The 25,086-nt window shown below is 60.5% G+C and carries 22 protein-coding genes; 13 read left to right on the top strand and 9 right to left on the bottom strand.

Annotation, left to right across the window (positions count from 1 at the left end; genetic code table 11):
* Window positions 1-147: 147 nt before the first annotated feature.
* Together ACYQ3S_RS13025 and ACYQ3S_RS13020 are read right to left on the bottom strand one after the other, a co-directional pair.
* Window positions 148-768 (bottom strand): recombinase family protein, encoded by a 621-nt coding sequence (locus ACYQ3S_RS13025; RefSeq protein WP_459689682.1) that lies wholly within the window; start codon window positions 766-768, stop codon window positions 148-150.
* A 599-nt stretch (window positions 769-1,367) separates the two neighbouring features.
* Window positions 1,368-1,802 carry a replication initiator protein A gene (locus tag ACYQ3S_RS13020; RefSeq protein ID WP_459689681.1) on the bottom strand — a complete coding sequence of 145 codons (435 nt, stop codon included), beginning with the start codon at window positions 1,800-1,802 and terminating at the stop codon, window positions 1,368-1,370.
* A 241-nt stretch (window positions 1,803-2,043) separates the two neighbouring features.
* Between ACYQ3S_RS13020 and ACYQ3S_RS13015 the strand changes: the two genes are divergently transcribed.
* From ACYQ3S_RS13015 to ACYQ3S_RS12965, 11 genes are all read left to right on the top strand, one after another.
* Complete coding sequence (locus tag ACYQ3S_RS13015) at window positions 2,044-3,069, top strand: LacI family DNA-binding transcriptional regulator (RefSeq protein ID WP_459689679.1); 1,026 nt, start codon at window positions 2,044-2,046, stop codon at window positions 3,067-3,069.
* 169 nt (window positions 3,070-3,238) lie between these two features.
* Window positions 3,239-4,525, top strand: a complete 1,287-nt coding sequence (locus ACYQ3S_RS13010; RefSeq protein ID WP_459689677.1) for a galactokinase — start codon at window positions 3,239-3,241, stop codon at window positions 4,523-4,525.
* Between the two features lie 47 nt (window positions 4,526-4,572).
* A complete protein-coding gene (gene galE, locus ACYQ3S_RS13005; RefSeq protein ID WP_459689676.1) occupies window positions 4,573-5,562 on the top strand; it encodes a UDP-glucose 4-epimerase GalE in 990 nt (329 codons plus the stop codon).
* Window positions 5,563-5,574: 12 nt separating this feature from the next.
* On the top strand, window positions 5,575-7,068 hold the full coding sequence (galT, locus tag ACYQ3S_RS13000) for a UDP-glucose--hexose-1-phosphate uridylyltransferase (RefSeq protein ID WP_459689675.1): 1,494 nt from the start codon (window positions 5,575-5,577) through the stop codon (window positions 7,066-7,068).
* A gap of 1 nt (window position 7,069) precedes the next feature.
* Window positions 7,070-8,110: an aldose epimerase family protein gene (locus ACYQ3S_RS12995; RefSeq protein ID WP_459689673.1), complete on the top strand. Its 1,041-nt coding sequence runs from the start codon at window positions 7,070-7,072 to the stop codon at window positions 8,108-8,110.
* A gap of 126 nt (window positions 8,111-8,236) precedes the next feature.
* Window positions 8,237-9,832 (top strand): response regulator, encoded by a 1,596-nt coding sequence (locus ACYQ3S_RS12990; RefSeq protein ID WP_459689672.1) that lies wholly within the window; start codon window positions 8,237-8,239, stop codon window positions 9,830-9,832.
* Window positions 9,829-11,541: a sensor histidine kinase gene (locus ACYQ3S_RS12985; RefSeq protein WP_459689671.1), complete on the top strand. Its 1,713-nt coding sequence runs from the start codon at window positions 9,829-9,831 to the stop codon at window positions 11,539-11,541. Before ACYQ3S_RS12990 ends, ACYQ3S_RS12985 begins: the two co-directional genes overlap by 4 nt.
* Window positions 11,528-12,502: a substrate-binding domain-containing protein gene (locus ACYQ3S_RS12980; RefSeq protein WP_459689669.1), complete on the top strand. Its 975-nt coding sequence runs from the start codon at window positions 11,528-11,530 to the stop codon at window positions 12,500-12,502. The genes ACYQ3S_RS12985 and ACYQ3S_RS12980 overlap by 14 nt, the downstream gene beginning before the upstream one ends.
* A gap of 189 nt (window positions 12,503-12,691) precedes the next feature.
* Entirely contained in the window at window positions 12,692-13,807 is a 1,116-nt protein-coding gene (locus tag ACYQ3S_RS12975) for a galactose ABC transporter substrate-binding protein (protein WP_307718892.1), read from the top strand.
* 103 nt (window positions 13,808-13,910) lie between these two features.
* Complete coding sequence (locus ACYQ3S_RS12970) at window positions 13,911-15,407, top strand: sugar ABC transporter ATP-binding protein (protein ID WP_459689667.1); 1,497 nt, start codon at window positions 13,911-13,913, stop codon at window positions 15,405-15,407.
* 15 nt (window positions 15,408-15,422) lie between these two features.
* Window positions 15,423-16,517 carry a galactose/methyl galactoside ABC transporter permease MglC gene (locus tag ACYQ3S_RS12965; RefSeq protein ID WP_459689665.1) on the top strand — a complete coding sequence of 365 codons (1,095 nt, stop codon included), beginning with the start codon at window positions 15,423-15,425 and terminating at the stop codon, window positions 16,515-16,517.
* A 54-nt stretch (window positions 16,518-16,571) separates the two neighbouring features.
* Here the strand turns inward: ACYQ3S_RS12965 and ACYQ3S_RS12960 are convergent, their stop codons facing one another.
* Together ACYQ3S_RS12960 and ACYQ3S_RS12955 are read right to left on the bottom strand one after the other, a co-directional pair.
* Window positions 16,572-17,492 carry a SufB/SufD family protein gene (locus ACYQ3S_RS12960; protein WP_459689664.1) on the bottom strand — a complete coding sequence of 307 codons (921 nt, stop codon included), beginning with the start codon at window positions 17,490-17,492 and terminating at the stop codon, window positions 16,572-16,574.
* The gene (locus ACYQ3S_RS12955) at window positions 17,492-18,214 is read right to left on the bottom strand and encodes an ATP-binding cassette domain-containing protein (protein ID WP_459689662.1); all 723 of its coding nucleotides are present in this window, start codon (window positions 18,212-18,214) and stop codon (window positions 17,492-17,494) included. The genes ACYQ3S_RS12960 and ACYQ3S_RS12955 overlap by 1 nt, the downstream gene beginning before the upstream one ends.
* Before the next feature lie 224 nt (window positions 18,215-18,438).
* Here ACYQ3S_RS12955 and ACYQ3S_RS12950 point away from each other — a divergent pair, with 224 nt between their 5' ends.
* Window positions 18,439-18,915, top strand: coding sequence for a MarR family winged helix-turn-helix transcriptional regulator (locus tag ACYQ3S_RS12950; RefSeq protein WP_459689660.1), 477 nt, complete (start codon window positions 18,439-18,441; stop codon window positions 18,913-18,915).
* Window positions 18,916-18,951: 36 nt separating this feature from the next.
* Here the strand turns inward: ACYQ3S_RS12950 and ACYQ3S_RS12945 are convergent, their stop codons facing one another.
* Genes ACYQ3S_RS12945 through ACYQ3S_RS12935 form a run of 3 tightly spaced genes read right to left on the bottom strand, consistent with a single transcriptional unit; the run spans window position 18,952 to window position 21,825 of the window.
* Entirely contained in the window at window positions 18,952-19,617 is a 666-nt protein-coding gene (locus ACYQ3S_RS12945) for a DUF6320 domain-containing protein (RefSeq protein WP_054327817.1), read from the bottom strand.
* Entirely contained in the window at window positions 19,590-20,897 is a 1,308-nt protein-coding gene (locus ACYQ3S_RS12940) for a hypothetical protein (RefSeq protein WP_107631554.1), read from the bottom strand. Before ACYQ3S_RS12940 ends, ACYQ3S_RS12945 begins: the two co-directional genes overlap by 28 nt.
* Window positions 20,887-21,825 (bottom strand): alpha/beta hydrolase, encoded by a 939-nt coding sequence (locus ACYQ3S_RS12935; protein ID WP_147573718.1) that lies wholly within the window; start codon window positions 21,823-21,825, stop codon window positions 20,887-20,889. The genes ACYQ3S_RS12940 and ACYQ3S_RS12935 overlap by 11 nt, the downstream gene beginning before the upstream one ends.
* A gap of 176 nt (window positions 21,826-22,001) precedes the next feature.
* On the opposite strand from ACYQ3S_RS12935, the gene ACYQ3S_RS12930 reads away from it, so the two are divergent.
* Window positions 22,002-22,793, top strand: a complete 792-nt coding sequence (locus ACYQ3S_RS12930; RefSeq protein ID WP_054327877.1) for an HAD-IIA family hydrolase — start codon at window positions 22,002-22,004, stop codon at window positions 22,791-22,793.
* Window positions 22,794-22,842: 49 nt separating this feature from the next.
* Here the strand turns inward: ACYQ3S_RS12930 and ACYQ3S_RS12925 are convergent, their stop codons facing one another.
* Entirely contained in the window at window positions 22,843-23,292 is a 450-nt protein-coding gene (locus ACYQ3S_RS12925; protein ID WP_459689657.1) for a phosphate-starvation-inducible PsiE family protein, read from the bottom strand.
* A gap of 157 nt (window positions 23,293-23,449) precedes the next feature.
* Window positions 23,450-24,874 (bottom strand): sodium-dependent transporter, encoded by a 1,425-nt coding sequence (locus ACYQ3S_RS12920; protein ID WP_459689655.1) that lies wholly within the window; start codon window positions 24,872-24,874, stop codon window positions 23,450-23,452.
* Window positions 24,875-25,086 lie beyond the last annotated feature (212 nt).

Genomic DNA, 25,086 nt, shown 5'->3' with positions numbered 1-25,086 from the left:
AAGTGTACTTTTCCAGAGGAGTATTTCGGTTTGTGAATTTGCGCGGAAACCCTTGAAAAATTAAGGAATATCGAGTATGATTTTCATAGGTGCTTACCGACTAAGATTTTGGAAAAGTACACTTTCCCAAACTTTTATCCGATTTATTTAACCTCCTTTTTCAAATCGCACGGCTTTGTCATAGAACGTCCCCACCGGCATCCCGCAGGCTTTCGCCGCCAGCCGGAGAGGGATTTTCTTTTCCCGCCATGCCTTATGTACCTCGTGGAAGTTATCGGGCAGGGGCAGGGCTGGCCTGCCGAACTTCACGCCGCGCGCCTTGGCGGCGGCGATACCCTCGGCCTGCCGCTGCCGGATGTTTTCGCGTTCGTTTTCCGCGACGAAGGACAGCACCTGCAATACGATATCGCTGAGGAACGTCCCCATCAGGTCTTTGCCGCGCCGTGTGTCGAGCAGGGGCATGTCCATCACGACGATATCCACGCCCTTTTCCTTGGTCAGTATGCGCCATTGCTCCAAAATTTCCTTATAATTGCGCCCCAGACGGTCAATGCTCTTGATATAGAGCAGATCGTCTTTTTTCATGCGCCGCAACAGTTTCTTATATTGCGGCCGCTTAAAATCTTTTCCGCTCTGCTTGTCGGTGTAAATATTCCGTTCAGGGATGCAAAGCCCTTGCATGGCAACAAGCTGCCGGTCCTCGTTCTGGTCGCGACTGCTGACGCGGATATATGCGAATGGTTCTCCGATTTTGTATACCTCCTTCATATTCTGACTTCCATAGGCCGTTCCCTTGGTTGTTAGTGTATCGCATATTGGCTTCCTCTGCTTTCATGGGATTTAATACGTCCCAAGTTGGGACTGATTTCTTTCTATCTGCGTTTTGGTCGCAGGCTTGCCGGGACCAGAATAAATGCAGGGCGCGCATCGCGCGCCCTGCGGGAGTGTTATCCCCTTGGCGACCTTTAATCCCGCTGGAAATCCGCAGTCAAGGCCCGCCCCTTTGGTGGGGCGGCTCGCGGGCGGTTGCGCAGCAAACGCCCGGCCTTGACGGCGGACAGACGGCGGGATACCCTCCGCACATGGGATAACGCTCTGCTGATGCGGATGGGGTTTCAGGGGATTGTCCCTGACAAGCGGCGTTTGTGGCACAAATGCCGTACTTGCGCGGACAGCGGCGGCTGGTCAACTTCTATCGGTCTAGCCGCTATCCCACTGTCCGTCCGGCTGCAAATCCGTTTCGTGATGGATTGATAGATGGATAGATTTAATTAACTCAGTATAATTCTTATCAGTATAATTAGATTCGTTTTTTCCGCACTCTTGACTTCCTGTTTTCCGCGGTACAGAAGTATCATTTTGAGCCGTCAAGACTGCTGCGTCTGTACCGTCTTGACCTCGACTGCCGATAGGATGATTGGGCGGCTCCGGACGCTCTTGCACGGTAAACTGTTTGACATAGATTTTGGACGGTTGCCCTGTCCCTGACGAATACGTTCCATTAAGCCGACGCCTTTTTTATCATCCAACTCATTCAACAACTTTAATACCTTGTCCTTTTTGCAGTTGAGGTGTTCCGCGATATCCGTGACAGTATAATAGATAAATACACGTCCCTGTTCGTCATACCAGCCATTACGGGCGGATAAGCACATACGATCCAGCATTAAACTGTAAAGCAGCTTGGCGTCTGTGGATAGGCCGCGAAACTGAGGGGAGGTAAACAACAGACGGGGAACCCGCAGAAAGCGGAAGCTTTCGGACTGTTCTCCGTAGTAATAATCGAAATTCATTTTTTGCATAGACTTTTCCTCCTTGGTAGATAAGAAAAACGGCACTATCCAATGGATAGTGCCGTTTTCTGGCGTTTATTTCCTTGTCATAAAGATTTTTGTGCGGTGACTGCCTCTTTTTTTGCTTTTTCCACTTTCTTTGCTACTCTTTATGAGTATCGAGCTTGTTTTTGCTGATTTAACGCTTGCAACCTTTCCCCGCATTGGATATAATGAAAGCAGCTTATTTTACTAAAAGCAGGGGATCGAGATGTCAACGCTTAAAGAATTAGCTGAATACACCGGTTTTTCCATCACAACCATCTCCCGTGTGCTCAATAACGACCCGACCATGAGCGTCAGCGACGCCACCCGCGCCAAGATCCTGGAGGCCGCGGGCAAGCTGCATTACCGCTCCTCCGCCCGCCCGCGCCGGATCCGGACGGGCGCGCCCTCCTCGCTGCGCATCGCCATCGCGGAGATGCTTTCTCCGGCGGAGCAGTTAGTGGACCCTTATTACCTCTACCTCAAAAATTACGCCGAGCAGCGCTGCTGCGACTGCGGCTATTCGGTCATCCACCTGTCCGAGCAGGCCGGCGCCTACCGCGCGCCCGTCCCCACCTCGTTTGACGGCCTGCTGGCCATCGGCATTTTTTCCGAGGCGCAGATACAGAACCTGTCCGCTCTGTCGTCCAACCTTGTGTTCCTGGATTCCGCGCCGGATGAGCTGAAGTTCCCCTCGGTCGTGCTGAATTTCCAGTTAGGGGTGGAGCAGGCGCTCGATTACCTGCTCGCGCGCGGCCACCGGTATATCGGCTTCCTGGGTCCGGACCGCAAGCTCGACCAGAAGAAACGGCCCGCGCCCGAGGTGCGCCGCCAGTTTTTCATCGACTATATGACGCGCAAGGGCCTGTTCGACCCCGCGTTCCTGTTTGAAGCGAAAATGACTTCCTCGGACGCCCGCGCCGCGCTGTCCGGCCGCATCCAGTCCGGCGGCGCTTTGCCGACCGCCCTGCTGGCCGCCAACGAGGAAGCCGCGATCGGCGCGTGCGCCGCGCTGCGGGAAAACGGCCTGCACGTTCCGCGCGATATGTCCATCATCAGCTTCAACGACACACCGCTCTCCACCCTCACCGACCCGCCGCTCACCAGCGTCAGCACCCATGTCGCCGCCATGAGCGCCACGGCGGTCGACCTGCTTGCGCGCAGCCGCCGCGATGCGGACGCGCTGCCGGTAAAAATCGTTGTCCCCCCCTCGCTGATCGAGCGGGAAAGCGTATACGCCCCCATCCGCTGACCCCAGGCGGCCGGTCTACCAGACCGGCCGCTTTTTTACCCAAAACGGCCCCTGGATTTTTGTTTATATTTTTAGTAAAACAATGCTTGAAGTTTTACTAAAAATTGAGTATGCTTAAATCACCAGGATATCATCCTGAAAAATTGCGATCAAAAAGGAGATGAGCCGTATGGAAGAGCAAGCGATCCTTCTTCAGGCGATCGACAGCGGCGCGCTCGACGCCCGCCTGTCCGCTGTCTGCGGCTGCGGCAGCGAGGGGCTTGCACACAAACGCGCCCGCCTGTCCGGCCTGCTGCACAATTACGGCGCTGCTTTCGGCAAAGCGGGACGGGTCGGCCTGTTTTCCGGCCCGGGCCGCACCGAGCTGGGCGGCAACCACACCGACCACCAGCACGGCTGCGTGCTGGCCGCCGCAATCGATCTGGATGCGCTCGCCTGCGCCGGCCCCAACGACGGCATGACCGCGCGCATCCGCTCGGCGGGCTATCCCGACCTTGACATTGACCTGACCATGCTCGCGCCGCAGCCTGCGGAAGCGGGTACCTCGGCCGCGCTGGTGCGCGGAATCGCCAGCCGTTTTATTTCCCTCGGGTATCCGGTGCGCGGCTTCAACGCCTGCATCGATTCTGTTGTGCTCGGCGGTTCCGGCCTGTCCTCCTCGGCGGCGTATGAAGTGCTGATCGGCGTAATCCTCAACCATCTGTTCTGTGGGGACGCGGTCAGCCTGGTTCAGATCGCGCAGATCGGCCAGTATGCGGAAAACACGTTTTTCGGCAAGCCCTGCGGCCTGATGGACCAGCTCGCCAGCGCGGTCGGCGGCATTGTGTCCATCGATTTCCAGAACCCCGCGTCGCCCGCGGTCCGCAAGCTGGATTACGACCTGTCCTCTTCCGGCCATGCGCTCTGCATCATTGATTCCGGCGCGGACCACGCGGACCTGACCGACGAATACGCCGCGATCCCCGCGGAGATGGGCGCGGCCGCCGTGTGCTTCGGCAAGTCCGTGCTGCGCGACGTGGACTACCATGAATTCTGGAACAACCTCGCCCTTGTCCGCCGGCAGGCCGGCGACCGCGCCGCGCTGCGCGCCATGCACTTCTTTATGGATAACCTGACCGCCGTCAAGCAGGCGCAGGCGCTCGAAAGCGACGATTTCTTCCGCTTCCTCTCGCTTGTGAACCAGTCCGGCATCTCCTCCGGCCTGCTGCTGCAAAACCTCTACTGCACGGCCCGTCCGCAGGAGCAGGCGGTATGCGTCACCATCGCGCTCGCCAAGCAGCTTCTCGCTGGGGAGGGCGCGGCCCGCGTCCACGGGGGCGGCTTTGCCGGTACCGTGCAGGCCTTTGTGCCGAACGGCAGGAAGGAGCAGTTCCGCGCCGGTATGGAGGCCGTGCTGGGGAAGGGCTGCTGCCACTTCCTGCACATCCGTCCGGAGGGCGGCGCCGTGATTGCGTAACGGCGTCCTGAGCGTTCCTCATATCTAACTTACTGGGAGGGTATTTTATGTCTATTCTTGTTCTGGGCGGCGCGGGCTATATCGGCTCGCACACCGCGCGCGCGCTGGTTGAGGCCGGACGCGAGGTGGTTGTCGCGGATAACCTGGAAACCGGCTTCCGCGCCGCGGTCCCCGCAGGCGCGCGCTTTTACGAGGGCGATATCCGCGACCGCGCCTTTGTCGACCGCCTGTTTGAAAGCGAGCGGATCGAGGGCGTGATCCACTTCGCCGCCAATTCCCAGGTCGGCGAAAGCATGGCAAAGCCGCTCAAGTATTACGACAACAACCTGTGCGGCACCAAAACGCTGCTCGAAAGCATGGTCGCCCACGGCGTGCTCACCATCGTCTTTTCCTCCACCGCCGCGACCTACGGCGAGCCGGAACGCGTGCCGATTCTGGAAACCGACCGCACCGAGCCGACCAACTGCTACGGCGAGACCAAGCTCTCGATGGAAAAAATGATGAAATGGGTCTCGGCCGCGCACGGCCTGCGCTTTGTCGCGCTGCGCTACTTCAATGCCTGCGGCGCGCAGCCGGACGCTTCGATCGGCGAAGCGCACAATCCGGAAACCCATCTCCTGCCGCTCATCCTGCAGGTGCCGAACGGCCAGCGCGAGGCCATCTCGATCTTCGGCGACGATTACCCCACGCCGGACGGAACCTGCATCCGCGACTATATCCACGTCTGCGATCTCGCACAGGCGCACATCCTTGCGCTTGACTACCTGCTTGCGGGACGGGAAAACAACGTGTTCAATCTGGGCAACGGCGTCGGCTTTTCGGTCAGGGAGGTCATCGAGGAGGCCCGCCGCGTGACCGACCACCCCATCCCCGCGCGGGTGGAGGCGCGCCGCGCAGGCGACCCCGCCCAGTTGATCGCCTCGAGCGAAAAGGCCCAGGCTGTGCTCGGCTGGAAGCCGCAGTACAACGACCTGCACACCATCATCCAGACCGCATGGGATTGGCACAAGGCCCATCCGCACGGCTACGAAGCGTAAGGAGGCGCCGCTATGATCGACAACGCAGTGGCGCAGCTCGTCCGCTATGCCGAGCAGACCGGCCTGATCGCGCCCGAGGACCATGTCTGGGCGGTCAACAGCCTGCTGGAAGCACTGCGGCTGGACAGCTATGCGGAGCCCGCCCTCCCCGACACGCCCATCGACCTGCCCGCCGTGCTGGACGCGCTGCTGGACGACGCGCACGCCCGCGGCGTGCTGGAAAACAACTCCATCGTCTACCGCGACCTGTTCGATACCGCGCTGATGGGCCGCCTGACCCCGCCGCCGCGCGAGGTCGCCGCGCGCTTCCGCGCGCTGTATGCCGAAAGCCCGTCCCGCGCGACCGACTGGTATTACCAGTTCAGCCAGGACACCAATTATATCCGGCGCGACCGCATCGCAAAGGATATGCAATGGAAAGCGCCCACCGAATACGGCGAGCTGGATATCACGATCAACCTGTCCAAGCCGGAGAAGGACCCCAAGGCCATCGCCGCCGCGCGCGACCTGCCCGCCTCGGCCTATCCCAAATGCCAGCTCTGCGCGGAAAACGAGGGCTATGCGGGCCGCGTCAACCACCCCGCGCGGCAGAACCACCGGATCATCCCAATCACGATTGACGGCCAGCCGTGGTTCCTGCAGTATTCCCCCTATGTGTATTATAACGAACATTGCATCTGCCTGAACGCGGCGCATACGCCCATGAAGATCGACCGCGCCTGCTTCCGCAAGCTGCTCGACTTTGTCGGCCAGTTTCCGCACTATTTTGTCGGCTCGAACGCCGACCTGCCCATCGTGGGCGGGTCGATCCTCGCGCACGACCACTTCCAGGGCGGACGCTATGAATTCGCCATGGCCAAGGCGCCGGTCGAGACCGCGCTGGCCTTCCCCGGCTTTGACGATATCCGCGCCGGCATCGTTAAGTGGCCGATGTCTGTCATCCGTCTGACGGGCGGCGACCCCGCGCGCCTTGCCGCGCTGGCCGACCGTATTCTGGCCGCGTGGCGCGGCTACACGGACAAGGACGCAATGATCCTTGCCGAAACCGACGGCGTGCCGCACAACACGATCACCCCGATCGCGCGGCGGCGCGGCGCGGATTACGAGCTGGACCTGGTGCTGCGCAACAACCTGACCACCGCGGAGCATCCGCTCGGCCTGTACCACCCTCACGCCGAGCTGCACCACATCAAAAAGGAAAACATCGGCCTGATCGAAGTGATGGGCCTCGCCGTGCTGCCCGCGCGGCTCAAAACCGAGCTGGCGGCGCTGGGCGAAGCGCTCGCGGCGGGCCGCGACCTGCGCGCCGACCCGCTGACCGCGTCCCACGCGGACTGGGCGGAGGGCTTCGCCCCGCACTATACCATCACCGCGGACAACGCCATGCAGATCATCCAAAAGGAAGTCGGCCTGGTGTTTGCAGCCGTGCTGGAGTACGCGGGCGTGTACAAGCGCACCGCCGAGGGACGGGCCGCGTTCCTGCGGTTCGCGGAAAGTGTGAAGTGACATGGATATCCGCTGCACCCCATTCGGAACCACCCATGACGGGCGGCCGGTCGAGCGCTATACGCTGACGGACGGCGCGTTCTCGGCCGCTGTCCTGACGCTCGGCGGCATCCTGCAGTCGCTCATCGTGCCTGACCGGAACGGCGTCCCGACCGACGTTGTCCTCGGCTTCGACACGGCTGCGGACTACCAGGCGCAGGACTGCTACATCGGCGCGCTGCTCGGCCGCTGCGCCAACCGCATCGCGGAGGGGCGCGTCACCCTTGGCGGCAGGCAGTACCAGCTCGCCTGCAACGACAACGGCGTCAACCATTTGCACGGCGGCACGACCGGCTTCGACCGGCGCATCTGGCGCGCTTCCGTCCTGCCGGACGGCCTGCTGCTGCGCTATGACAGCCCCGCCGGAGAGGAAAACTATCCCGGCCGGCTGCGCGCAAGCGTCGCGTACCGTCTGTCCGGCGGCACACTGTCCATCGCATATGCGGCGGAAAGCGACGCGGACACCCTCTGCAATTTATCGAACCACAGCTATTTCAACCTGGGCGGGCATGCCTCCGGCGAGGTGGGCGCACAGACCGTTTGCGTCCACGCGGCGCGCTTCACCCCGCTCGGCGGGACCGGCGCGCCCACGGGCGAGATCGCTCCGGTCGCCGGCACCGCGCTCGACCTGCGTCAGCCCGCCCCGCTCGGCGCGGGCTGGGACAGCGCCTGCCCGCAGATCGCGCGCGCGGGCGGCTACGACCACAATTATATCATCGATGGCACGGGACTGCGGCCGTTTGCCGAGGCATACTGCCCCGCGACCGGCATCGCGCTCTCCGTGCGTTCCGATATGCCCGGCATGCAGCTTTATTCGGGCAATTACCTGCGCGCGGACCTGCCCGCCGGAAAAGGCGGCGCGCGGTACGGCCGGCGGCATGGCTTCTGCCTGGAAACCCAGTTCTGGCCGAACGCGCCCGCCCTGCCGCATTTCCCGCAGCCCGTCCTCCGCGCGGGCGGGGAATACCGGCATCTCACGCAATTCTGCTTTTCTTCCCATTGATAACGCCCTTTGTGGAAAACCGCCGGAAACAGGCTGACGCTTGCTTTCGGCGGTTTTCTATAGACAAGCGGCCGCAAACCCGCTAAACTAAAAGCAACCCGATTTACAGAAAAAGGAGGATCTGCCATGTATACTGTGATCGTCGCGGACGACGAGCCCGAGCTGCGCCGCTCGCTGGTCGAGCGCACCCCCTGGGCCGAATGCGGCTTTACCGTGGTCGGCGAAGCGGAAAACGGCATGGAGGCGCTTGAGCTGGTCGAAAAGCTCGAGCCCGACCTGCTGCTGACCGATATCCGCATGCCGTTCCTGTCCGGCATCGCGCTGGCGCGCGCGGTGCGCGAGATCCGGCCCGCCATGCACATCGCCTTTCTCAGCGGGTATGACGATTTCACCTACGCGCAGCAGGCCATCCAGTATAATATCATCAGCTACATGCTCAAGCCGATCACGCTCGAGGAGCTGAAAAAAGAGCTTTGCGTCATTAGAGAAAAGATTTCCCTGCGCTATCAGGAAATCGCGCAGGGCCGCGCCGGACAGCCGCGGCCGGCCGATTTTCTGATGCCGCTGTTTTTCGGCGCCAACCCGCCGCTGACCGACGCCGCGCTCGAGCAATACCTGCACGGGCAGGCTGTGGAGTGCGGCCTGCTCACCGCGCAGGATATCCCGCCCGGCTACGTTGTGCTTGTCACAGCGATCGCCGGACGGGACGGCGCGCCGCTCACCTCGCGCGCGCATGTGCATGCGGTCGAGCTGGTGCTGCAGAAGTATCTGCACAGCGCCTCCTGCTTTATCGGCGGCCGCGTCGTCTCGCTTGTGATGGCAAGCGAATTCGATTTGAATAAATACCTGCATATCGCGGTCAGCGAGATTGTGCAGTCGATCGAGCGCGTGATGCAGGCGCGCTGCACGGTCGGCGTCAGCCGCACGGTCGGCGCGCTGTCAGACTGCCATACGGCTTACCGCGAGGCGATCGGCGTGCTTGCCTATCCCGCCGGACTGGGGGACGGCAGCTCCCGCTTTGTCGATGACCTGGAGGCGCGCGGCTCCATCCGCTCGGATTTTACGGACGCGGCGGCCAGGCTGGAAAGCGTTGTCAAAAGCGGCAGCCGCGCGCAGCTCACCGCGTATCTGGACAACCTGTTCGACAGCCTGCTTTCCGCCCGCCGCTCCGCGCTGGAAACCGACCTGATGATGGTCCAGCTCCTCAGCGCGCTTTGCCGGGCGGCGGGCGCGATCGTGGACCCGTCCACGGTGGACGAGCTTTGGCGCGCTTCCCCGCTCGCCGGCCTCTCGCTCTCCTACCGCTCCTTTGACGAGCTGCGCGCAAAAATGACCGACTTCTGCCTGCAGGTCAACGACGCGATCTCCCAGCAGTGTCGGGAAAGCGGCAAGCTGCTGTGCGACCAGGCGCTCGGCATGATCCGCGCCCAGTACGGGGACGAAACGCTTTCCCTCGCCTCGATCAGCGAGGCGCTGCACATCAGCCCGAACTACCTATCCGCGCTGATCCGCAAAAACACCGGCGAAACCTTTGTCAATCTGCTCACCGCCCAGCGCCTGGACGCGGCGAAGGAGCTTCTGCAATGCACCTCGCTCAAGGTCATGGAGATCGCCGCGCGCTGCGGCTATGCGGACCAGCACTATTTCAGCTATTGCTTCAAAAAGCGGTTCGACATCTCGCCGCTCGCCCTGCGGCGGCAGAACGCGGAGGATGGCGCATGAAACAGCAGCCGCTTTCCCTGTCCAGCCTGATGGTGCTGCTGGTCAGCGGCGTGGCCGCCATCACCGTGCTGATTTCCACCCTGGTGTATACGACGCTGTACGCGAACGCGCTCCGCTCCAACGCAGCCGCAAGCTCGGAGCAGTCGGTCGCACAGGCGGCAGGCGCGATATCCGATTACACCTCGGACGCCAGCACCCTGATCCGCCGCATCACCGGCGAGCTGCAAAGCGAGGCGGACGACCTGACGCTTGCGGAAACCTTCAGCACCATGGTGCAGATGCGCGACGACCTGACCAGCATCGGCGTTTACACCAGCTCCGGCCGGCTGCTTTCCTGCTGGACCTCGGGCCGCACGCGCAAGCCGCAGGCCGGCTCGCTCGACCTTACCGGCGTCGAGCCCGACCCCTCCGGCCTGTACTATACCCCGCCGCATGTGCAGAACCTGTATGCGGATTATTACCCCTGGGTGGTCACCATCGCCCGTCCCGCCGCGCTTGACCGCTACGGCGGGGAGGTCTTTGTGTCCATGGACCTGCAGTTTTCCTCCATCGCCGCTTATATGGACGCGGTCGGCATCGGCCAGCACGGCTACAGCTTTATCATCGACAGCGACGGCCGCCTGGTCTATCATCCGCAGCAGCAGCTCATCTATTCCGGCCTCAAAACCGAGGACACCGCGCCGCTCGCGGCGCTGGGCGACGGGGTGCATGCGGACCAGGATCTTATTCGGGTCATCAAATCCCTGCCGCAGGGCGGCTGGCGCATTGTGGGCGTCAGCTATCTGGACGAGCTGGTCCGTCAGCCGCAGCAGGCCGCGCTGCAAATGCTCCTGTTCACCGTTCCCATCGCCCTGTTCATCCTGCTCGGCGTGGCGCTTCTGATCGCGCGGCTGGTCTCGCGCCCTATCCTGCGCCTGGTGGGGGAGATGCGCGATTTTGAAACCGCCGCGCCCGACTTCGTTTATACGCCGGTCAGCGGCACACGGGAGATCTGCGTGCTGTCCGATTCCTTCGAGCATATGGTCGGCCGCATCCAGAAGCTCGTGGACGAGGTGAAGAGCGAGGAGGAAACGCTGCGCAAAACCGAGCTCAAGGCCCTGCAGGCACAGATCAACCCGCACTTCCTGTATAACACGCTGGACTCTATCCAGTGGATGTGCGAGCTTGGCCGCACACAGGACGCAGTTAAAATGGTCAGCGCGCTCGCCCGCCTGTTCCGCATCAGCACCTCCCGCGGCGAGGATCTGATCCCCATCCGCAAGGAGCTGGAGCATGCGGAATGCTATCTGATTATCCAGAAATTCCGCTATAAGGACCAGTTCTCCTACCGCTTCGACGTGGACGAGTCGCTTCTTGACTGCCTGTGCAGCAAGATCACGCTGCAGCCCATCCTGGAAAACGCGATCCTGCACGGCTTCGGCGAATTTGTCGAGGATGGGGAGATCACCGTTTCCGTCCGGCCGGACGGGACGGATATCCTGATGACCGTAACCGATAACGGCGTGGGCATGGAGCAGAGCCAGTGCCGGGCGATCCTGTCGCATGACCGCAGCGGCCCGGGCGGCATCGGCATCAAAAACGTCAGCGACCGCATCCGCATCTACTTCGGCGCGCCCTACGGCCTGTCCATCCAGAGCGAGCCCGACCAGGGGACGCGCGTCATCATCCGCCTGCCGCAGTCTGGGGGGAATGCGCATGAAAATCCGTAATTTGATCGGCGCCGCCGGCGCGCTGCTGTTCCTGCTGGCCGGCTGTTCCATCCCGTCCGGCAGCGTGCAGACGCAGAAGCCCTATGTCGCCGTAATCACCAAATCCACCAGCTCGGCCTTTTGGAAATCCGTCCAGTCCGGCGTGAAGGCCGCCGCCAGCGAATATAATCTGGACTACACGTTTGAGGGGCCGGCGAACGAGGAAGCCTGGGAGGATCAGAATACGCTGATCCAAAACGCAATCGATAACGGCGCGCAGGCCATCGTGATCTCCGCGATCGACTACACAGCGCCCGCCGAGCTGATCGACCAGGCGGCCGACCAGGGCGTCCATATCATTATTATCGATTCGGATATCCAGACCGACCGCGCCGCCATCCGCATCGGGACGGACAATTACAGGGCGGGCGAGGCGGCGGCGCGCGCGCTGTTCGACGGCGGCGGGGACGAGCTGTATATCGGCATTGTCGGCTTCGATATCCACAGTGAAAACGGCCAGAAGCGGGAGCAGGGCTTTGAGGCCGCCGCCGCGCGGGAAAGCCGCGCGCATATTGTGGAAAAGATCAACTGCTCCTCGCAGAGCGAAACCGTGCAGGCGGAAACACGCAGACTGCTGCTCCGCCATCCCGAGATCAACGCGATCGTGACTTTCAACGAGCTGACCACCCTCGGCGTCGGACACGCCATCGAGGAGCTTGGCCTGCGGGACACGGTGCGCGTCGTGGGATTTGACAATAATGTGGTTTCGGTCGGCATGCTCGAAACCGGCGAGATCGACGTGTTGATCGTCCAAAACCCGTTTGCCATGGGATATTTGGGCCTGGAAGCCGCTTTCCAGCTGATTAACGGCCAACAGCCGGACGCCGATCACATTGATACCGAGGTGCGCGCCATCGGCCGCGAGGATATGTATACCGAACAAAATCAGAAATTCCTATTTAGCTTCACACAAAATCAATGATTTGAATTGTATAATTTAACCAATGGATGTCGAATTTTTCGACATCCTTTTTCTTTTTTTAGTAAAAATTCAAACTTTATCAGTAAAGAATTCTATTTTATTTGCGCTGTTTTACTACTATAATGAAAGCACAACGAAAGGCAATCTGCCGAAGAGAAGAAAAGAGAGTCCTGAAGGAGGTAACTTACCATGAACATGAAGAGATTCTGGGCGGCCGGTCTGGCGGCAACGATGGCACTGTCCCTTACCGCGTGCGGCAGCGGCGACAACAACGCTTCCGACAACGGCGGCGGCGGGGACGCGGCTTCCAACGACCTGAACGTAGGCGTTCTGTATTATAACTACGCGGACACCTATATCGCTTCCGTCCGCGCCGCTCTGTCCGAAAAGCTGGATGCCGCGGGCATCGAGCACAACGACCAGGACGGCAACAACAACCAGACTACTCAGACCGAGCAGGTGCAGACCGTTCTCACCGCCGGCGCGGAAATGCTGGTCGTCAACCTGGTCAACACGTCCTCGGACGACGCCGCGAACGGCATTATTGACAAGGGCAAGGAAAGCAACCTGCCTGTCCTGTTCTTCAACCGCGAGGTTTCCGACGCTGTAATCAGCGGTTATGACAAGGCCGCGTTTGTCGGCACGGACGCGCCCGAAGCCGGCCACCTGCAGGGCCAGATGATCGGCGAATACCTGCTGGAAAACTACGACGCGTATGATCTCAACGGCGACGGCAAGATCTCCTATATCCTGTTCAAGGGCGAGCAGGGCAACGCCGAGGCGGAATACCGCACCCAGTACGCGGTGGAAGACGCCAACGCCCTTCTGACCGAGGCCGGCAAGCCGGAGCTTGAGTTCTACGATCCGAACAACTCCGACAAGTATCTGGTCGACCGCAACGGCTCCTGGTCCGCCGCAGCCGCGCAGGAATACATGACCACCGCCCTTTCCACCAACAATGACAGCAACAACAACATGATCGAGCTTGTTATCTGCAACAACGACTCCATGGCGGAGGGCGCGATCACCGCGCTCAACACCATCGGCTACAATCAGGACGGCGGCGATAAGACCATCCCCGTATTCGGCGTTGACGCGACCGACGCGGCAAAGTCTCTGATCTCCAAGGGCCAGATGGCCGGCTCCATCAAGCAGGACGCCGACGGTATGGCGCAGTGCATCACCGATATCATCTCCAACGTTGCAGCCGGCAAGGACATGATGGACGGTATTGCCGACAAGTACACGGTTGACGACAGCGTTAACAAGATCCGCATCCCCTATCAGATCTACCTCGGCGAATAAGCCTTTCCGCTAACGCTGCACTGCATGCAACCAACGGCCGCTACCGCGCACAAGCGGCGGCGGCCGTCTTTTCATCCAAAACAAAGGGGAAGGAGCAATCCATATGGCAAACGACGTCCTGCTGCAAATGACTGATATCTGTAAGCAGTTTCCCGGCGTCAAGGCGCTGGACGGCGTATCACTGACCGTGCGGCGCGGCACGGTCCACGCGCTGATGGGCGAAAACGGCGCCGGAAAATCAACGCTCATGAAATGCCTGTTCGGCATTTATGAAAAAAACAGCGGCACCATTGAGCTGGAGGGTAAGGAGGTCAACTTCAAAACCTCCAAGGAAGCGCTGGAAAACGGCGTCGCAATGGTGCATCAGGAGCTGAACCAGGCTCTTAAACGGACGGTTATGGAAAACCTGTGGCTCGGCCGGTATCCGTTAAAATTCGCAAACTGCATCGACGAAAAGAAAATGTACAAGGACTCGCTGGCGCTGTTTGAAAAGCTCGGCGTACACGTTAACCCCCGCACGGTGATGAGCACCATGCCGGTTTCCCAGCGCCAGATGGTCGAGATCGCCAAGGCGGTCTCCTATGACGCAAAGGTCATCGTTTTTGACGAACCGACGTCTTCTTTGACAGAAACCGAGGTCGAGCACCTGTTCCGCATCATCAACATGCTGCGCGACCAGGGCTGCGGCATCATCTATATTTCGCACAAGATGGAGGAGATCCTCCGCATCTCGGACGACGTTACCATCATGCGCGACGGCCAGTGGATCGCCACCGAGCCGGCCAGCCAGCTGACGATGGAAAAGATCATCAAGCTCATGGTCGGCCGCGAGCTGACCAACCGCTTCCCGCCCAAGACCAATACCCCCGGCGAGGTCGCGCTTGAGGTTGAGGGCCTGACCGCGATGTATTCGCACGTCCGCGACGTCTCCTTCCGCCTGCGCAAGGGCGAGATCCTCGGCATTGCCGGCCTGGACGGGTCCGGCCGCACCGAGGTGCTGGAAAATATTTTCGGCATCGCCACCCGCAAATCCGGTACCCTCCGCCTGGACGGACGCGAGGTACATAACCGCCGCGCGACCGAAAGCATCAAAAACGGCTTCGCGCTGCTGACCGAGGAGCGCCGCGCGACCGGCATTTTCGGCATCCTGAACATCCGTGAAAACACCGTCATTTCCAGCCTGAAGAAATATCTGAAGGGCGGCCTGCTCAGCGAAAAGGAAATGAAAAAGGATACCGACTGGGCCATCCAGGCCATGCGCATCAAGACCCCGACGCAGGAAACCAAGATCCGCTCGCTCTCCGGCGGCAACCAGCAAAAGGTCATCCTCGGCCGCTGGCTGCTGACCGATCCGGAGGTCCTGCTGCTGGACGAACCCACCCGCGGCATCGACGTCGGCGCAAAATACGAGATCTACCAGTTGATCATCGACCTGGCCTGCCGCGGCAAGGCGGTCATCATGGTGTCCTCGGAAATGCCCGAGCTGCTCGGCGTGTGCGACCGTATCTTGGTCATGTCGGGCGGCCGGCTGGCCGGCGAGGTGGACGCTGCCAACACCTCGCAGGAAGAGATCATGACACTGGCCGCCAAGTATGCTTAAGGGGAGGAAAAGAGCATGAACATCCGTTTTATCGATAATATAAAGCGCAAGTACGCCGATTACAAGGCGATGAGCGCTTCCGAAAAGCGCAATTACTGGAAAGAATGGCTGATTAGCTATTCCCTGTACATTTTTCTGATTATTGCAATCATCGGCATCGCCATCTATAAGCCGTCCTTTATCGCGCCGCGCTCCCTGATTAATATGCTTTCGCTGACCGCGGCCAACCTGCCGATCGCGCTCGGCATCGCGGGTACGATCGTATTGACCGGCACCGACCTGTCCGCCGGCCGCGTCGTCGGCCTGACGGCCTGTATGTCCGCCGCGCTGCTGCAGGCGGCGGATTATCCGAGCAAGATGTTCCCCGGCATTCCGCAGCTTCATCCTGCAATCATGATCGCGGGTACGCTGGTCATCGTAATGATCGTCGGCGCCGTGATCGGCCTGGTCAACGGCTTCTCGGTCGCGAAATTCGGCCTGCATCCGTTTATCGTCACCCTGGCGACCCAGTTAATCACCTATGGCGTCCTGCTCCTGTTCACCAATATGAACGGCAACAGCGGCGCGCCGATCTCCGGCCTGTCCGAGCCGTTCAAGCAGTTCGTCAACGGTTCGGTTGTCAAGATCGGCAAGGACCAGATCCCGATCCCGAACTTTGTCTGGTATGCGCTGGTCCTCACCATTGTGATGTGGTTCATCTGGAACAAGACCCGTTTCGGCAAGAACATGTTCGCCTGCGGCTCCAATCCGGAAGCGGCCAACGTATCCGGCGTCAACGTGGCCAAAAACACCATGATGGTATTTATCCTCGCGGGCATCATGTACTCGATCACCGGCTTTATCGAAGCCGCGCGTATCGGCTCGAACAGCCCGTCCACCGGCCAGAACTATGAGCTGGACGCAATCGCGGCCTGCGTTATCGGCGGCGTGTCCTTTGTCGGCGGCATCGGCTCGATCGGCGGTATCATCGTCGGCGTGCTGCTGCTCCGCATCATCTTTGTCGGCCTGACCGTGCTTTCGGTCAGCGCGAACTGGCAGTACATCATCAAGGGCCTGATTATCCTGATCGCCTGCGCGATCGACATGCGCAAGTATCTGGCCCGCAAATAAACCGCATCAAATAAAGAGGGGCTGTCCGGCAGCCCCTCTTTTTATTGCTATTCCTCAGCGCAGGAAGCCCTCGACAATCTTGGCCTCGGCCTCCTCCTCCGTCAGCCCCAGGGTACACAGCTTGAGGATCTGCTCCCCGGCGATCTTGCCGATCGCGGCCTCATGGATCAGCGCCGCGTCCGCATGGTTCGCGCCCAGCTCCGGCGCGGCGTTCACCGTGCCGTTCCCGATAATAATGGCGTCGCACTCGCTGTGTCCGGTGCAGCGGCAGTTGCCGCGTATCAGGGAGCGGAACGCCTGATGCGACTGCCCCTTGGCGACCGAGCGTGAAATCAGGTCGCAGCCGCAGTCGTCCCCGTTCAGCTCCACGACGAAATCGGTCTCCGCGCGCTGCTCCCCATCCGTGAGGATGCGTTCCCGCACACGCAGCTTTGCGCCCGCCGCCAATACGGCTTTCATGGTCCGGCGGGTGGAATCCACGCCGCCGATCTGGGTGGTTTCCATTTCCATCGTGCTGCCCTCGGCCTGCTCCACCTCGGTAACCGGATCGATGACCCGCGCCCCCGATCCGCTGCCCGTGCCGATGTGCTTTTCCAGGTACCGCACCCGCGCGCCCTTTTGCAGGAAAAAGCGGTGGACGCCGTTGTGCCGCGCCTCGCCCTCGCCATCCGAATGGACGCCGCAGCCTGCCACGATGGTCACGTCCGCGTTCTCCCCAATATAAAAATCATTGTACACCAGGTCGTTTTCCGCGCTGTGCGTCACGCAGGCCGGAATATACACCTGCTCCCCCCTGGTGCCGGGCGCCACGGTGATATCGATGCCCGGCTTATCGGTTTTGGAGGTGATCTGGATATGCGCGGTAGACTGACGGCCCGCGCACTGTCCGTCCTCGCGGATATTATAGGCCGCGTTCCTGGGTACGCCCGTCCAGTTCGATACGGCCGCGAGCAGCTTTTCCGTGATCCGGTTCATCAGGCGTCCCCCCTTTCCAGCGGGCAGGGGCGTCCCTGCGTCTGTCCGTCAAACAGGCGGGGGAGCATCTCCTCCCTGCTGCCCTGCGCGGACACCCTGCCGCCCGAAATAATCACAATTTCGTCCGCGATCTCCAGAATACGCCGCTGGTGCGAAATAACGAGGATCGAACCGTCCACCTCGCTGCGCAGCTTGCGGAACACATCAATCAGGTTGTTGAAGCTCCACAGGTCGATGCCCGCCTCCGGCTCGTCGAACACCGAGAGGCGCGCGCGGCGCGCGAGCACGGTTGCAATCTCGATGCGCTTGATCTCACCGCCGGACAGGCTTCCGCTCACCTCGCGGTCGATATACTCCCTGGCGCACAGGCCCACCTGGGATAAGCTGTCGCACAGCGCGTCCTCATCCATGGCCTTTCCCGCCGCAAGCTCCATCAGGTCGCGCACGGTCAAGCCCTTAAAGCGCACCGGCTGCTGGAAAGCATAGGCGATTCCGTTCCGCGCCCGCTCGGTCACGCTCATGCGGTTGATGATGCGGCCATCGAGCAGGATTTTCCCGCTGTCCGGCTGCTCGATGCCGGCAATGATCTTGGCAAGACTGGTCTTGCCGCCGCCGTTCGGTCCGGTCACAACCACGCATTTCCCGTCCGGCACGGTCAGGCTCACGTTGTCCAGAATCTCCTTCTCCGGCACGCGCCAGCAAATATCTTTTAGTACCAACATTTTATGGTTCCGTCCTTTCAACGTCCAATGCTGTGTTCTGTATGGTTATTTCTAACCTATACCAATTTTATCACTTTTCTGTGCAGTGTCAACAGCCGCGGCGGCACCAGCGGAAAGAATTGCCGCCGCGCGGCTGCGGCCGAATTGACAACAAACGGGCTTTGCAGTACAATACATGCAGTACCGCTGTTGCATGCGCAGCCGTCCGAAAGGAGCGCCCCTCAATGGAGCACCAGGCCATCACCATTCTCCGCTATATTTCCCTGCTGCAGCGCAACACGCGCCGCTATTTCGATCTCATGCTCGAACAGGACCAGATCGGCAGCGGGCAGCAGTTTTTCCTGCTCCGTATTTTTGAGAATGACGGAATCAGCATGCAGGATCTTGCCCGTCTTGGCAGCTTTGACAAGGGTACGGTAACGCGCGCGGTGCAAAAGCTGGTCATCGAGGGCTACGTCCGCACGGAAGCCGACCCGCAGGACAAGCGCGTGCGGCATATCTACCTGACCGAACGGGCGCGTCCCCTGATCGACCATGTTTACCAGATCCGCGATTACTGGACCGAGGCGCTCACCCGCGGCCTGCGGGAGGAGGAGAAGCAGCGTCTCTTGGGCGCGCTACGGGATATGGCGGAGCGCTCCTCCGCCACGCTGGAAGCGTTGAGCGGAGGGGAAACCGATCCCGCCTTTCCCCTGTCATAAAAAGACGGCTTACGCCGTCTTTTTTCTTTTCCCGCGTTACAGGTGGAACCGGCGCTGCAGCTCGGCCTTGATCGTCTGCCACTGGAACAGCAGCAGCGCAGCCAGCAGCACAACCGCCAGCCCCGTACAGACCAAGGAGGGCAGCTTGACCTTCGCCACGCCACACGCCACCAGCACTGCGGGTACGATGCCCAGCACGCACGCCCCGATAAACGGTCCTGCAAACGCGCGCACCGGCATTTTGAACAGCACGGCAAACAGCAGCATTGCCAGCAGGCCGACCGCGCATACGCAGGGCAGGACAAAATCGGCCGACCAGCCGCGCCAGCCGGTCCAAATGTCCCAAAGCACGCTCAACGCTGGGATCAACAGCACCTGCCAGCCGATATTCTGCGCAATATCCCGCCGGTAGGCAATGCCAACCGCCGCGGCCGACCACACGCACGCCGCGCCCACCGCGACGAATATCCACCACCAGTCATCCATGCCCAGAGCCAGGTTGACCAGCAGGCACACCACGGTCACGGCGATCGCCAGCAGACCCAGCAGCCGCAGCGCAAAGCTGCCGGTGAACCGCGGCTTCTCGAGCGATGGGAACACCTCGGTATCCGGTTCGGGCGTACCGGAAAGCCGGCCGCCGCACAGTGGGCAGCAGGCTTTGTGTCCGGCAACCGTTACCTTGCAGTTGGGGCATCGCTGCATAGCGCATCCTCCTCCTCGTGATACTCGTTGCTGCGGATCTCCACATCGATCCCCTCGCCGACCAGCAGCTCGAAAAAACGGCGCTGAACCTCGGTATTCTCAAACGCGGAGGTAAAGCCGAAATGCAGGCTGTTCCCAAAGGAGCAGGTACAGAGCTGGGTTGCGTGGGTGGACATGAACACGCCGAACCCGCGCACGAACGGGTGCAGCGCCTCGGGCAGCCGGAATTTTCCCACGTTGGACAAAACCGCGGTCTCGCCCCGTTCCGCAATATCGCCGGAAATGCGGAGTACCGGATTTTTCAGCACCAGCGGGATCGGCCGCAGCACCGGATTATGTTCCAGCGCCGCCAGCTTATTCATGCGTGCGCCCAGCCGTTCAGGCGTCAGCTCGTCGCGGAACGACTGCGCCACGCACGCGATAATATCCGGCAGCGTGCCGTCCCGACGGGAAAAGTCGTACCCCACCCGTATCGTGCCGAAAAAGTTGCGCGTTGTGTGCGAGGGGAAAAAGCCGCGCAGGTCGACTGGGATGGTCAGCACGACCGGCCGCTTTTCATGCCGTACATACATCTCCCCGTGAATGGCGGCAAACAGCGCCGCGGCCAGGTAAACGGTCAGCGTGGCGCCATATCGGTGCGCCGCGTCCAGCACCTGCCGCACATCCGCAACGCCCTCCAGGATCATAAGCGCACCATCCGGCCGCTTTGCGCCCCGCAGGCGGTACGCCTTACCCGCGGAACGCTCGGCCGTGCTGCCGCCGTGCGGCCTGTAATACTTCTGGAAGCTGTCCGACCCGCGCTGGAAGACCGAGGCCTGAGGCTGTCCGTCCACACCGGCCTCCGGATGGCGCAGCGCCAGGTACGCGGTCACCAGCGCCTCAAAAAAGCCGATCGCCCCCGCCCCGTCCGCAAGCACATGGTACATATCCAGACTGGCCTTGCGCCGCCAATAGCTGACGCGGAACAGCAGCGACTTGCTGCCGTTATACAGCGGCGCGCAGGGCGGCGCATGCTCCGGCTCTACTGACGGACGCAGCGGCGTCTGCTCCAGGTAGTACCAGAAAACGCCGCGCCGCATGACCATCAGCAGGTGCGGGTACTGCATCAGCGTGCGGTCGAGCGCCTCCTGCAGCACGTCTGGCGCGACCGGCTCGGTGAATTCGCAGGAAAGGCGGAACACACCGGTATCCGACCCATGTGAGGTGGGCGGGAATATCTTGGCCGCGTTGTCCAAACGGCTCCAGCTTAGTGTTTTTCGGTTTTGTCTGTTATCCGGCATGAGCGCTGTCTCCATTCAGGAAATGATCGATCATATCATAGGTACGCCGCACCAGCTTGAACCGCATGGGAAGCGAAAAATACCCGTGCAGCGCGCCCGGCATGCGGTAAAGCATGACTGTATTGCCTGCGTCCCGCAGCGCGCGGGCATACGCCTCGCCCTCGTCGCGCAGCGGGTCATACTGCGCGGTGATCACCAGCGTGCGCGGCTGGCGGGACAGGTCCGCCGCCAAAAGCGGTGCGAAATACGGGTCGTTGAGCTTTTGGGGGTCGCCGCCCGCGTACAGTTCCATATAGTCGCTCACCCGCTTGGCGGTGAGCAGGTAATCCGTCCCGTTTTCCCGCACCGAGTCGAAGCGCGTGTGCGGGGAATGGTCGTTGTACGTCGCGGGGTAAATCAATATCTGCTGCGCGACCGTAAACTCCCCCCGATCGCGCGCCATGAGCGAAACGGCGGCCGCGAGATTGCCCCCCGCCGAATCGCCGATCAGGGTAATCTCCTGCGACCGTACGCCGAACAGCTCCGGATGCCGGTATACCTCGCGCGCGGCAGCGTAGCAGTCCTCCAGCCCCTCTGGGAACGTATGCTCGGGCGCCAGGCCATATTCCACCGACGCCACGCGGCAGCCCGTTTTCCGCGCAAGGCTGCGGCACACGCTGTTATAGGTGTCCACGCTTTCCAGCACCCAGCCGCCGCCGTGAAAAAACAGCAACAGGCGGCTGTCCGTCTGTTTTTTGGGAGAGTAGATGCGCACGCGCACCTCATGCCCGTCCCGCTCGACCCTGCGGTCCCACAGCTGGTACAGCGGCGAAAGCGGCGTCCGCAGCCCGCGCAACACGCGCTCTACCTTATAGGTCCTGCCCACATCGATATTCGCGGCATAGCTGAGGGTATGCAGCGCCGCGCGCATCGCCTTGCTGATCGCCATTCGGCTTCCCCCTCCCGTTTTCCATAGTATCAGTATACCACGCTTTCCGATACGCGCAAAGCCCCTTGTTTTTTTACACGGAATTAACAGTTTCCCCTGCGTTTCCCCTTGACGCGGCCGCCGTCCGTTAGGCATAATAGAACGTGGAAAGCATGCTTTCCGGAAAGGTGATCTTTATGAACGATACGCTTTCGCTGCTCCGCTCCAAAAAAGGCTTTATCTGCGATATGGACGGTGTCATCTATCACGGCAACCGCCTGCTCGACGGGGTTCCCTCATTCGTCGAGTGGCTGCAAAAGGAAAATAAGAGCTTCTTGTTCCTGACCAACTCTTCCGAGCGCTCGCCGCTCGAGCTGCAGCAAAAGCTCGCCCGTATGGGGCTGGAAATCGGGGAGGAGCATTTCTATACCTCCGCGCTCGCGACCGCGAAATTTGTCGCCAGCCAGAAGCCCGGCGCTTCGGCGTATGTGATCGGCGCGCCCGGCCTGGTCGGCGCGCTGTACGAGGCCGGCATCGTGATGAACGACGTGGATCCGGACTATGTCATCGCGGGCGAAACCAATACCTACAACTATCAGACCATCCTCAAGGCGGTCGATCTGGTGAACAAGGGCGCGCGCCTGATTGCGACCAACTCCGACCTGACCGGTCCATCCGAACAGGGCATTATCCCCGCGTGCCGCGCGCTGGTTTCACCGATCGAGCTGGCCACCGGCAAGCAGGCCTATTATGTCGGCAAGCCCAACCCGCTGATGATGCGCACCGGCCTGCGTCTGCTGGGCGTGCATTCGCATGAGGCGGTCATGGTCGGCGACCGAATGGATACCGACATCGTCGCCGGCATCGAAACCGGCCTGGACACCGTGCTGGTGCTTTCCGGCTGCACCACGCGCGGGGATGTGGAAAACTATGCTTACCGCCCGCACTATATTCTGGACGGCGTCGGCTGTATCCCGCCGCAGGAATAACCTCTGAAGCAAAAAAATGCCGCGGCGCAAGGCCGCGGCATTTTGGCATTCAAATATGATATTCGATTTCGTGTTCCTGCTCTTTTTCCTCTGCTTTTTTCTTTTCGTCGCGCTTTTTTTTGGGGCCGTCCAGGTGGGAAATATACAGGTATTTCCGAATCACGAACAGCGCGCCCACCGCCAGAACCGCCAGCATATTTTCCAGCGGGGAGGTATGCTCCACCACCATCTGGCGCGCGACCGCCAGCAGCATCACGTCAACCACCGAATCAATCGTATAGCTGGTGATCATCTTGATCAGCTCGATGCCGATGATAATCAGGCAGGCGTCGCTCAAGCGGGCCTGTAAGTAGTTCGGCACGGAAAACAGCAGTTGAATGTCCGTTGTGAAAACGATGCCCAGACTGGATACTACACAGGCGATCAGGATGATTAGCCCAAGCGTGATTTCGATTACGGTTGCCGCATTTGATATCTTGTCTCGAACGTCAGATCCCATGTTTCTCTCCTTTTCTTTTTCTCTTTTTCCTCATTTCCGGCTGGTTTTTCTATTCCGGCACTTTAATTATAACATGAATCAACCGCCGTCTGCAACAGGCGGCGGTTGATTTCGCGTGGGAAAGGGGGGAAACAACGATTAACAAGGCTGGCGTGAATCAGCCGATACCGCCGTAGAACGCGCCCAGAATCAGGGCGAGCAGTGCCAAAGGCACATAAACAAATTTGCCGAGTGTGTGGAACCAGTCGCCCACGTGCTTCTTTGCGCCCTCGCTGACCGCATCCATCGCGGTCTCTTTCTTGAGCACCCAGAAGAACATAATGCCGGCCAGCATCGCGCCGAGCGGGCAGATGTAAATCGAAACAACGTCCATCCACTGAGAAGTCCACGGCTGGATAGAAAGCGATACCAGCGCGCCGATCACACCGATCGCAGCCACGGCCGCGACGCGGTTGAACTTGAACTTCTCCTGCAGGAACGCAACCGGCGCTTCATACAGGTTGACGATCGAGGACACGCCCGCGAACAGCACACAGATGAAGAAGATCAGGCCGATGATGCGGCCGCCGGGCATCGCGTTGAACACGTTGACGAGGTAGACGAACATCAGGCCGGGGCCGCCGCTCACATCGTTGATCCCAGCGCCCAGCACGACCGCCATGGCCGGAATGATAACGAACGCGGCCAGCAGCGCCGCCAGTGTATCGAACACCGCCACATTGCGCGCGGAGCCCGGGATATCCTCCTTTTTGCTCAAATACGAGCCGTAAATCACCGAGCCGTTGCCCGCGACGGAAAGCGAGAAGAACGCCTGGCCGAATGCGAACACCCAAACCTCGACACTCGCCAACCCTGCGGGATTGATCGTGAATATGTACTTGTAGCCTTCGGACGAGCCATCCAGCGTGGCGATGTAAATGCCTAAGCCAAGGAACAGGAAGAACAGCACCGGCATCATGACCTTGTTGGCCTTTTCAATGCCGCCCGCAACGCCCATCGCCATGATCGCCAGGGAGACGACCAGACCAATGAGCTGCCACACGCCGTTACCGATTCCAAACAGGCCGCTCGAGAACATCGCACCGACAGACTGCACAAACGAGAACGCTTCTCCGTTTGCATTCGTCAACGTAGCCGAGGTTGCGTCAAACGCAGGGCCGATGATACTCATGTCCTGCCCCATCGCAAACAGGCCGCCTGAGATCGCAAGCCAGGTGTACTTAAAAATCCAGCCAAGCACAACCGTATAGCCAATGGCCAGCATCAAAGCGCCGATAATCGGAATCGCACCGATCAGCTCACCGGAACGCCGTTTGCCGGTGCGCTCCTCGGTACACATGCCGAAAGCGCCTACCGGTCCGGCCGCCGCGCGGCGGCCAAGCGCGAATTCCTCCATAACGCCGGAGGAGGCGATCAGGATTACAAAAATAAAGTATGGGATCAAAAAGGTCATGCCGCCGTATTTCTGCACCATGATCGGGAAGCGCCAAATGTTTCCCATACCGACCGCAGAGCCGATACAAGCTAAAATAAATCCCCATTTGCTTGAAAAGCCATCGCGTTTGGTCTCTTCATTACTCATAATTTGCACCCCTTTTCTTTTTCGGTTGCCCCCAAAGAACAAGGCCGCGGAAAAGATTCAGTTTTCCGCGGCCCGATTCATCATACTTGCCCTGCGCGCTTTCCACGCGGCGCAGGTTACGCCCAGATTTTCACACGGATATGGTTACTTTTCTTCGTTGGGGTAGGGCTCGAGGAAGGCATGGAAGTGACGCATCGGCAGCTTGTGGCCCC

The organism is Agathobaculum sp. TL06 (genome assembly GCF_054658635.1).
Note: the sequence above shows the minus strand (reverse complement) of the source record. Positions and strands in the feature narration are given on the sequence as shown.

Excerpts from the sequence above, each read along its gene's own strand:
- ACYQ3S_RS13025 (WP_459689682.1), bottom strand. The coding sequence starts at position 768 with ATGAAGGAGGTATACAAAATCGGAGAACCATTCGCATATATCCGCGTC.
- ACYQ3S_RS13020 (WP_459689681.1), bottom strand. The coding sequence starts at position 1,802 with ATGCAAAAAATGAATTTCGATTATTACTACGGAGAACAGTCCGAAAGC.
- ACYQ3S_RS13015 (WP_459689679.1), top strand. The coding sequence starts at position 2,044 with ATGTCAACGCTTAAAGAATTAGCTGAATACACCGGTTTTTCCATCACA.
- ACYQ3S_RS13010 (WP_459689677.1), top strand. The coding sequence starts at position 3,239 with ATGGAAGAGCAAGCGATCCTTCTTCAGGCGATCGACAGCGGCGCGCTC.
- galE (WP_459689676.1), top strand. The coding sequence starts at position 4,573 with ATGTCTATTCTTGTTCTGGGCGGCGCGGGCTATATCGGCTCGCACACC.
- galT (WP_459689675.1), top strand. The coding sequence starts at position 5,575 with ATGATCGACAACGCAGTGGCGCAGCTCGTCCGCTATGCCGAGCAGACC.
- ACYQ3S_RS12995 (WP_459689673.1), top strand. The coding sequence starts at position 7,070 with ATGGATATCCGCTGCACCCCATTCGGAACCACCCATGACGGGCGGCCG.
- ACYQ3S_RS12990 (WP_459689672.1), top strand. The coding sequence starts at position 8,237 with ATGTATACTGTGATCGTCGCGGACGACGAGCCCGAGCTGCGCCGCTCG.
- ACYQ3S_RS12985 (WP_459689671.1), top strand. The coding sequence starts at position 9,829 with ATGAAACAGCAGCCGCTTTCCCTGTCCAGCCTGATGGTGCTGCTGGTC.
- ACYQ3S_RS12980 (WP_459689669.1), top strand. The coding sequence starts at position 11,528 with ATGAAAATCCGTAATTTGATCGGCGCCGCCGGCGCGCTGCTGTTCCTG.
- ACYQ3S_RS12975 (WP_307718892.1), top strand. The coding sequence starts at position 12,692 with ATGAACATGAAGAGATTCTGGGCGGCCGGTCTGGCGGCAACGATGGCA.
- ACYQ3S_RS12970 (WP_459689667.1), top strand. The coding sequence starts at position 13,911 with ATGGCAAACGACGTCCTGCTGCAAATGACTGATATCTGTAAGCAGTTT.
- ACYQ3S_RS12965 (WP_459689665.1), top strand. The coding sequence starts at position 15,423 with ATGAACATCCGTTTTATCGATAATATAAAGCGCAAGTACGCCGATTAC.
- ACYQ3S_RS12960 (WP_459689664.1), bottom strand. The coding sequence starts at position 17,492 with ATGAACCGGATCACGGAAAAGCTGCTCGCGGCCGTATCGAACTGGACG.
- ACYQ3S_RS12955 (WP_459689662.1), bottom strand. The coding sequence starts at position 18,214 with ATGTTGGTACTAAAAGATATTTGCTGGCGCGTGCCGGAGAAGGAGATT.
- ACYQ3S_RS12950 (WP_459689660.1), top strand. The coding sequence starts at position 18,439 with ATGGAGCACCAGGCCATCACCATTCTCCGCTATATTTCCCTGCTGCAG.
- ACYQ3S_RS12945 (WP_054327817.1), bottom strand. The coding sequence starts at position 19,617 with ATGCAGCGATGCCCCAACTGCAAGGTAACGGTTGCCGGACACAAAGCC.
- ACYQ3S_RS12940 (WP_107631554.1), bottom strand. The coding sequence starts at position 20,897 with ATGCCGGATAACAGACAAAACCGAAAAACACTAAGCTGGAGCCGTTTG.
- ACYQ3S_RS12935 (WP_147573718.1), bottom strand. The coding sequence starts at position 21,825 with ATGGCGATCAGCAAGGCGATGCGCGCGGCGCTGCATACCCTCAGCTAT.
- ACYQ3S_RS12930 (WP_054327877.1), top strand. The coding sequence starts at position 22,002 with ATGAACGATACGCTTTCGCTGCTCCGCTCCAAAAAAGGCTTTATCTGC.
- ACYQ3S_RS12925 (WP_459689657.1), bottom strand. The coding sequence starts at position 23,292 with ATGGGATCTGACGTTCGAGACAAGATATCAAATGCGGCAACCGTAATC.
- ACYQ3S_RS12920 (WP_459689655.1), bottom strand. The coding sequence starts at position 24,874 with ATGAGTAATGAAGAGACCAAACGCGATGGCTTTTCAAGCAAATGGGGA.